Genomic DNA, 6,206 nt, shown 5'->3' with positions numbered 1-6,206 from the left:
GCCGGTGGCGACGGTGTTCATCGCCCCGGCAACCAAGACGCCGCTGTCGTTCGGCCATCTGCTGGTGATCCTCGGCATCGCGCTGCTGACCTCCAAGGGCGCCCACGGCGTTCCCGGATCGGCGATCGTGGTGCTGGCCGCGACGCTGTCGGCGGTGCCGGATATTCCGCTGATCGGCCTCGTGCTGGTGCTGTCGGTCGACTGGTTCGTCGGCATCGCCCGGGCGCTCGGCAATCTCGTCGGCAACTGCGTGGCGACCGTGGTGATCGCTGCCTGGGAGGGCGACATCGACCGCGCCCAGGCAAAACGCGTGCTGAACGGCGAAGTCACAACCGACACCGCCGCAATCCTCGACGCGCCGATCGCCGAAGCCTCTGCCTGACCGCCCAGCCTGATACCAAGAAACGCAGGGAGACCGCGATGAACGCCCCGATCTACAACCCGGCTTGCGGCGGGCTGCCGCCGCAGAGCACGCTGCATACCGGCCGCGCGGTGTTCACCGAGGCCTATGCGGTGATCCCGCACGGCGTGATGAGCGATATCGTCACCAGCCTGCTGCCCGGCTGGACCAATACCCGCGTCTGGATTCTGGCGCGGCCGCTGTCCGGTTTCGCCGAGACCTTCGCGCAATATCTGGTGGAGGTCGCGCCCGGCGGCGGCAGCGACCATCCGGAGCCGGATCCGCAGGGCGAAGGCGTCGTCTTCGTGGTCGGTGGTACGCCGAGCCTCGAACTCGGCGGCAAGTCCCATGCGCTGCGTCCCGGCAGCTACGCCTATCTGCCGCCCGGCTGCGACTGGCGGCTGCATAACGCGGGCGCCGAGCCGGCGCGCTTCCACTGGATTCGCAAGGCCTACGAACCCGTGCCCGGTCTTGCTGCGCCGGACGCCTTCGTCACCCATGAGTCCGAGATCGAGCCCGCCGGCATGACCGGCACTGGTGGCACCTGGGCGACGACGCGGTTCGTTTCCCCGGAGGATTTGCGCCACGACATGCACGTCAACATCGTCACGCTGCAGGCCGGCGCCTCGATTCCGTTCGAGGAAACCCATGTGATGGAGCACGGGCTGTTCGTGCTCGAAGGCAAGGCGGTGTATCGGCTCAACCGCGACTGGGTCGAAGTCGAGGCCGGCGACTTCATGTGGCTGCGCGCGTTCTGCCCGCAGGCCTGCTACGCTGGCGGTCCGGGTCGCTTCCGGTATCTGCTGTACAAGGACGTCAACCGTCACCCGGCGCTCGGCCGCCGCGGGCTCGGACGATGACCGCGACCGTGCGAAAGATCGTGGCGCAGCCGCTGACGGCGGCGGTGTTCGCGCCGTTCGGCCAGGTGATCGATACGGCGCAGGCCTCTTCGCGTCCGATGAACGCCGGCATGGCAAGGCGCTTCCACGATCTTGCCGAGATCGAGGTGATCGGCGACGGCGCGCGCGTGGTGGTCGGCCTGGTCGAGGCACAGCCTTACGCGATGCCGCTGTGGCTCAACCTGGTCGAGCGCCATCCGCTCGGCGCCCAGGCGTTCGTGCCGCTTAACGCCGCGCCGTTTCTGGTGGTGGTCTGCCCGGATGAAGCCGGCAAGCCCGGCGCGCCGCAGGCCTTCGTCACCGCCCCGCATCAGGGCATCTGCTACGCCCGCAACATTTGGCACAGCGTGCTGACGCCGTTCGGCGCCGCGCAGGATTTCGTGGTGATCGACCGCAGCGGGCCGGGCGTGAATCTGGAAGAGCACGTGTTCGACGAACCGTGGATCGTGCACCTGCCGACCTGCCATTGACGCTGCGGCTCTGCGACGAGCCGCGCCGGACGTCACGTCGCTGGCGGCTAGCGTAATTCTGGCTTCGACAGAATCAGGACCGCGCTTCTGAGCGGTCGTTAGCTTGCAGGACCTCATGGTTCGAGACGGCGCTTCGATCTGACGCGGAACTGCTCTACGGCCGCTCAAACGTGATGCTGTAGCCGAACGCGTTGCCGGTGCAGCGCAGCTCCCGAAATCCCGCGGCCGAAACCCGCTCGCGAACGCGGCGGCGGGAGACGTAGTGCGGATCGAATACGCTCTCGGCGACCAGCAGACGGCCGCCGGGGCGCAGCATGCGATGCACCGACGGAAAGATCTCGGTGCCGCGCGGAAATTCGCCGAGTGCCATCACCATCACGGCCGCATCGAGCGAGCCCGCCGCGACGGCTGCGTCCCGCACGTCGGCGCGGAGCGGGCGGATGTTGGTCAGCCCTTCCGCCTCAGCCTTGGCGACCACCTTCGCCAGCATGCCGTCCTGAATGTCGAGCGCGGTCACTTGGCCGCTGGGTCCGACAGCGCGCGCCAGCGGAAGCGTCACCCGTCCGGGGCCGCAGCCGATGTCGATCGCATGGTCGCCCGACCGCAGCTGTAATTGAGCCACGACCTGTTCGGAGCGCGTGGCGCGCGCCAGCGGGTTCTCCATCTCCACCAGCCAGGCGATCTCCGACGGGCAAGGCAGCACCGTCCGCCTGGACGCCATCCGCCAGCCCACCCAGAGGGCCGGCAGCACCAACAGAACAAGAAAACCCGACATCACCGATCCGTTCGCACGCGCATTCGAGCGCAGCAGTGCAGCCTGCGGGACGCGGTGTAAAGCGGGCAGGCGAGGTGTGATGACAGGGGCGAGACGTGGTGACGTCCGGCCGAGGGCTACGGATCCAGCTCGGTGTCCCAGTACAAGTAATCGAGCCAGCTCTCGTGCAGATAGTTCGGCGGGAACAGTCGGCCGTTGCGATGGAGCTGATGCACCGTCGGGGCGAATGCGGTCTGGCGCGGAAACATCTTGGCTTGTTCGGGCGTCAGATTGCCCTTGCGCAAGTTGCACGGCGAGCAGGCGGCGACGACGTTTTCCCAGGTGGTCTGGCCGCCCTTGGAGCGGGGGATGATGTGATCGAAGGTGAGATCTTCGGGCGCGCCGCAATACTGGCAGACGAACCGATCGCGCAGGAACACGTTGAACCGGGTGAAGGCCGGATGCGTGGTCGGTTTGACGAAGGATTTCAGAGAGACGACGCTGGGAAGCCGAAACTCGTGGTTCGGACTATGCACCGCGCGGTCGTAATGGGCGACAATATTGACGCGATCAAGAAACACCGCTTTGACCGCGTCCTGCCACGACCAAAGCGACAACGGATAGTAGCTGAGCGGCCGGAAGTCCGCGTTGAGCACCAGCACCGGCCAACCGCCATGTGAGACATGCGCGTTCAAGAAACGCTCCTGACCCCCGTCGATCGACGCTGCGAAGCAGCATGCGAAGGCATACTACAGTCAGCGTGACGGGCTTGTGAAGGGCGATGCAGAAATGTCTCTCCCGCAGGGCGGGATTTCAGCCCAAGCTGGAGCGCATAAGCAGCAGACGTATTCCAGAAACCCGTCGCTTTAGAGGTGTTTGTTCCATTTTTACCCGCCGCGTTGACGGGGCCGCGGCGGCCTAGCAGATTGCCCAGTGACAGTTCCCGTAAATCCGCCAACCTAAGTGAGGAGGCGTCATGTCCAGCGCAGCAACCGCATCGATCAAAGCCGTCGCAGAAGCACCCGCCCACCGTCCCGGCCGCGGCCGGGTGTACGAGTCGATCGCCGATGCTTACGGCGATACGCCGCTGGTACGTCTGAACCGGCTGCCGCAGCAGCACGGCGTCAACGCGACCATCTATGCCAAGCTCGAGTACTTCAATCCGGCGAGCAGCGTGAAGGATCGTATCGGTGCGGCGATGATCGCGGCGTTGGAGCAGGAAGGTATCATCAAGCCCGACACCGTGCTGATCGAGCCGACCTCCGGTAACACCGGTATCGCGCTGGCCTTCGTGGCGGCCGCCAAGGGCTACCGGCTGAAGCTGGTGATGCCGGAATCGATGTCGATCGAGCGCCGCAAGATGCTGGCGTTCCTCGGCGCCGAACTGGTGCTGACCGAAGCCGCCAAGGGCATGAAGGGTGCGGTCGCCAAGGCCGAAGAGCTGGTGGCGGCGACCCCGAACGCGGTGATGCCGCAGCAGTTCAAGAACCTCGCCAACCCGGCGGTGCATCGCCGCACCACCGCGGAAGAGATCTGGAACGACACCGACGGCGCGGTCGATATCTTCGTGGCCGGCGTCGGCACCGGCGGCACCGTCTCGGGCGTCGGCCAGGTGCTGAAGCCGCGCAAGGCGTCGCTGAAGGTGGTGGCGGTCGAGCCGGAAGAAAGCCCGGTGCTGTCGGGCGGCGCTCCCGGCCCGCACAAGATCCAGGGCATCGGCGCCGGCTTCGTGCCGGACATCCTCGATCGCTCGGTGATCGACGAGGTGGTCAAGATCCCAAGCGCCACCGCGATCGAAACCTCGCGCGCGCTGGCGCGGCACGAGGGCATCCCGGGCGGAATCTCGTCGGGTGCGGCGATCGCCGCTGCGATCGAGCTCGGCAAGCGGCCGGAAAACGCCGGCAAGACCATCGTGGCGATCGTGCCGTCGTTCTCGGAACGCTATTTGTCCACGGTGCTGTTCGAAGGCGTGTGATCGAACGCGTGCTGATGCTGAGGCCGGATGGCGGGTGTGCCCGCGATCCGGCTCCGCGCTGACTTAAGTCACTACCAGATCGGCGCCGGTGAGCCGGCGGTAGGCGTCGAGATAGCGCTTCGAGGTGGCGTCGACGATTTCGGCGGGCAGCTTCGGTGGCGGCGCTTCGCCGTTCCAGCGCCCAGCGCGGCGTTCGGCGTCGAGATAATCGCGCAGCGGCTGCTTGTCGAACGACGGCTGCGACCGGCCGGGCGCGTAGGTATCGGCCGCCCAGAACCGCGAACTATCCGGCGTCATCACCTCGTCGATCAGGATGATGCGGCCGTCCTTGTCACGGCCGAACTCGAACTTGGTGTCGGCGATGATGATGCCCTGCTCGCGGGCGACCTGTTCGCCCTGGGTGTAGATCGCCCGCGTCATGCTTTCGAGCGTGTAGGCGGCTTCGTCGCCGATGATCTCACGCATCCGCGCGATGGTGATGTTCTCGTCGTGGCCGGTCTCGGCCTTGGTGGCCGGCGAGAAGATCGGCGGCTCCAGCCGCTCGCTCTCCTTCAGCCCCTCGGCCAGCTTCTCGCCCGCCAGCGTGCCGGAGGCGGCATATTCCTTCCAGGCCGAGCCGGTGATGTAGCCGCGGATCACGCATTCGATCGGAAACACGGTGGGGCGCCGGCATAGCATGGTGCGGCCGGCCAGCGCCGCGCGATGGCCCTGCAGCGCCGGGACCGCGCCGATGATCTCGTCGATGTCGGCGCTGATCATGTGATGCGGCACCACGCCGCCGAGCTGGCCGAACCAGAAGGCGCTCACCTGGGTCAGCACCGCGCCCTTCATCGGAATGGTCTCGCCCATCACGACGTCGAAGGCGCTGATCCGGTCGGTGGTGACGAGCAGCAGCCGGTCGTCGTCGACGGCATAGATGTCGCGCACCTTGCCGCGGCCGATCTTGGTCAGCGGCAGGTCGCTCGAGAGCATCGTGGTCATGGGCGGTGTTCCAGGCAGAGACGGCCGTCGGTGCAGCCGGCGGCGGGATCGTTTCGGGCCCGCAGTCTATCATTCCGGCAGCGGAATGAACTCGCTCTCGTTCGGGACGGCGGCGAAACGGCCGGTTTTCCAGTCCTGTTTGGCTTGTTCGATGCGCTCTTTGCTGGACGAAACGAAATTCCACCAGATGTGGCGCGGCCCCTCCAGCGCATCGCCGCCAAGGAACATCATCCGCGTGTCCGTCTTTGCCCGGACAGTGATGCGGTCGCCGGGGCGGAAAATCAGCAGGGTCGGGCCGACGTGGCGCTCGCCGGCGATCTCCACCTCGCCGTCGACCACATAAATCGCGCGCTCCTCGTGGTCCGGATCGAGCGGCACCGCGGTGCCGGCCTTGGCGTTGACCTCGACATAGAACCACGGCGACACCATCGTCACCGGCGAGGCTTTGCCGAACGCCGAGCCGGCGATCACCCGGGCAGTGAAGCCGGCGTCCTGCACCATCGGCAGCGTCGCCGCGGCGAAATGCTGGAAGCTCGGCGCGATCTCTTCGGCAGCCTGCGGCAGCGCGATCCAGCTCTGCAGGCCGAGCATCGACTGGCCGTCCCGGCGCTCGACGTCGGGCGTCCGTTCGGAATGCGCGATGCCGCGACCGGCGGTCATCAGGTTCATCGCCCCGGGCGCGATCTCCTGGATGTTGCCCTCGCTGTCGCGGTGCCTGATCTTGCAG

Annotated in this window: 8 protein-coding genes; 4 read left to right on the top strand and 4 right to left on the bottom strand. The window is 66.7% G+C overall.

Annotated elements, in window-relative coordinates:
• From DYI24_RS19215 to DYI24_RS19205, 3 genes are all read left to right on the top strand, one after another.
• The coding region (locus DYI24_RS19215; RefSeq protein WP_164573447.1) for a cation:dicarboxylate symporter family transporter at positions 1 to 382 on the top strand (382 nt) is incomplete at its 5' end.
• A gap of 38 nt (positions 383 to 420) precedes the next feature.
• Entirely contained in the window at positions 421 to 1,260 is an 840-nt protein-coding gene (locus DYI24_RS19210) for a bifunctional allantoicase/(S)-ureidoglycine aminohydrolase (protein ID WP_164573446.1), read from the top strand.
• Positions 1,257 to 1,769, top strand: a complete 513-nt coding sequence (locus tag DYI24_RS19205; protein ID WP_164573445.1) for an ureidoglycolate lyase — start codon at positions 1,257 to 1,259, stop codon at positions 1,767 to 1,769. The genes DYI24_RS19210 and DYI24_RS19205 overlap by 4 nt, the downstream gene beginning before the upstream one ends.
• 154 nt (positions 1,770 to 1,923) lie before the next feature.
• Here the strand turns inward: DYI24_RS19205 and DYI24_RS19200 are convergent, their stop codons facing one another.
• Positions 1,924 to 2,544 carry a class I SAM-dependent methyltransferase gene (locus DYI24_RS19200; RefSeq protein WP_164573444.1) on the bottom strand — a complete coding sequence of 207 codons (621 nt, stop codon included), beginning with the start codon at positions 2,542 to 2,544 and terminating at the stop codon, positions 1,924 to 1,926.
• 116 nt (positions 2,545 to 2,660) lie between these two features.
• The gene (locus DYI24_RS19195) at positions 2,661 to 3,218 is read right to left on the bottom strand and encodes an HNH endonuclease (protein WP_107342762.1); all 558 of its coding nucleotides are present in this window, start codon (positions 3,216 to 3,218) and stop codon (positions 2,661 to 2,663) included.
• Positions 3,219 to 3,499: 281 nt separating this feature from the next.
• Between DYI24_RS19195 and cysK the strand changes: the two genes are divergently transcribed.
• Positions 3,500 to 4,498 carry a cysteine synthase A gene (gene cysK, locus DYI24_RS19190; RefSeq protein WP_107342763.1) on the top strand — a complete coding sequence of 333 codons (999 nt, stop codon included), beginning with the start codon at positions 3,500 to 3,502 and terminating at the stop codon, positions 4,496 to 4,498.
• A gap of 63 nt (positions 4,499 to 4,561) precedes the next feature.
• Here the strand turns inward: cysK and DYI24_RS19185 are convergent, their stop codons facing one another.
• Both DYI24_RS19185 and DYI24_RS19180 read right to left on the bottom strand, forming a co-directional pair.
• Positions 4,562 to 5,479 (bottom strand): phosphoribosylaminoimidazolesuccinocarboxamide synthase, encoded by a 918-nt coding sequence (locus DYI24_RS19185; protein ID WP_164573443.1) that lies wholly within the window; start codon positions 5,477 to 5,479, stop codon positions 4,562 to 4,564.
• A gap of 69 nt (positions 5,480 to 5,548) precedes the next feature.
• Positions 5,549 to 6,206, bottom strand: a 658-nt coding sequence (locus tag DYI24_RS19180; RefSeq protein WP_164573442.1) for a pirin family protein, incomplete at its 5' end; no start/stop codon positions are given.

This window comes from Rhodopseudomonas sp. BR0C11 (assembly GCF_010820945.1).
Classification (GTDB): domain Bacteria; phylum Pseudomonadota; class Alphaproteobacteria; order Rhizobiales; family Xanthobacteraceae; genus Rhodopseudomonas; species Rhodopseudomonas palustris_H.
The sequence above is the reverse complement of the archived record's forward strand: the minus strand, read 5'-3'. Positions and strand labels throughout refer to the sequence as shown.

Bases quoted from the DNA above. Each gene is read 5' to 3' on its own strand.
- DYI24_RS19210 (WP_164573446.1), top strand. From the start codon at position 421: ATGAACGCCCCGATCTACAACCCGGCTTGCGGCGGGCTGCCGCCGCAG.
- DYI24_RS19185 (WP_164573443.1), bottom strand. From the start codon at position 5,479: ATGACCACGATGCTCTCGAGCGACCTGCCGCTGACCAAGATCGGCCGC.
- DYI24_RS19205 (WP_164573445.1), top strand. From the start codon at position 1,257: ATGACCGCGACCGTGCGAAAGATCGTGGCGCAGCCGCTGACGGCGGCG.
- cysK (WP_107342763.1), top strand. From the start codon at position 3,500: ATGTCCAGCGCAGCAACCGCATCGATCAAAGCCGTCGCAGAAGCACCC.
- DYI24_RS19200 (WP_164573444.1), bottom strand. From the start codon at position 2,544: ATGTCGGGTTTTCTTGTTCTGTTGGTGCTGCCGGCCCTCTGGGTGGGC.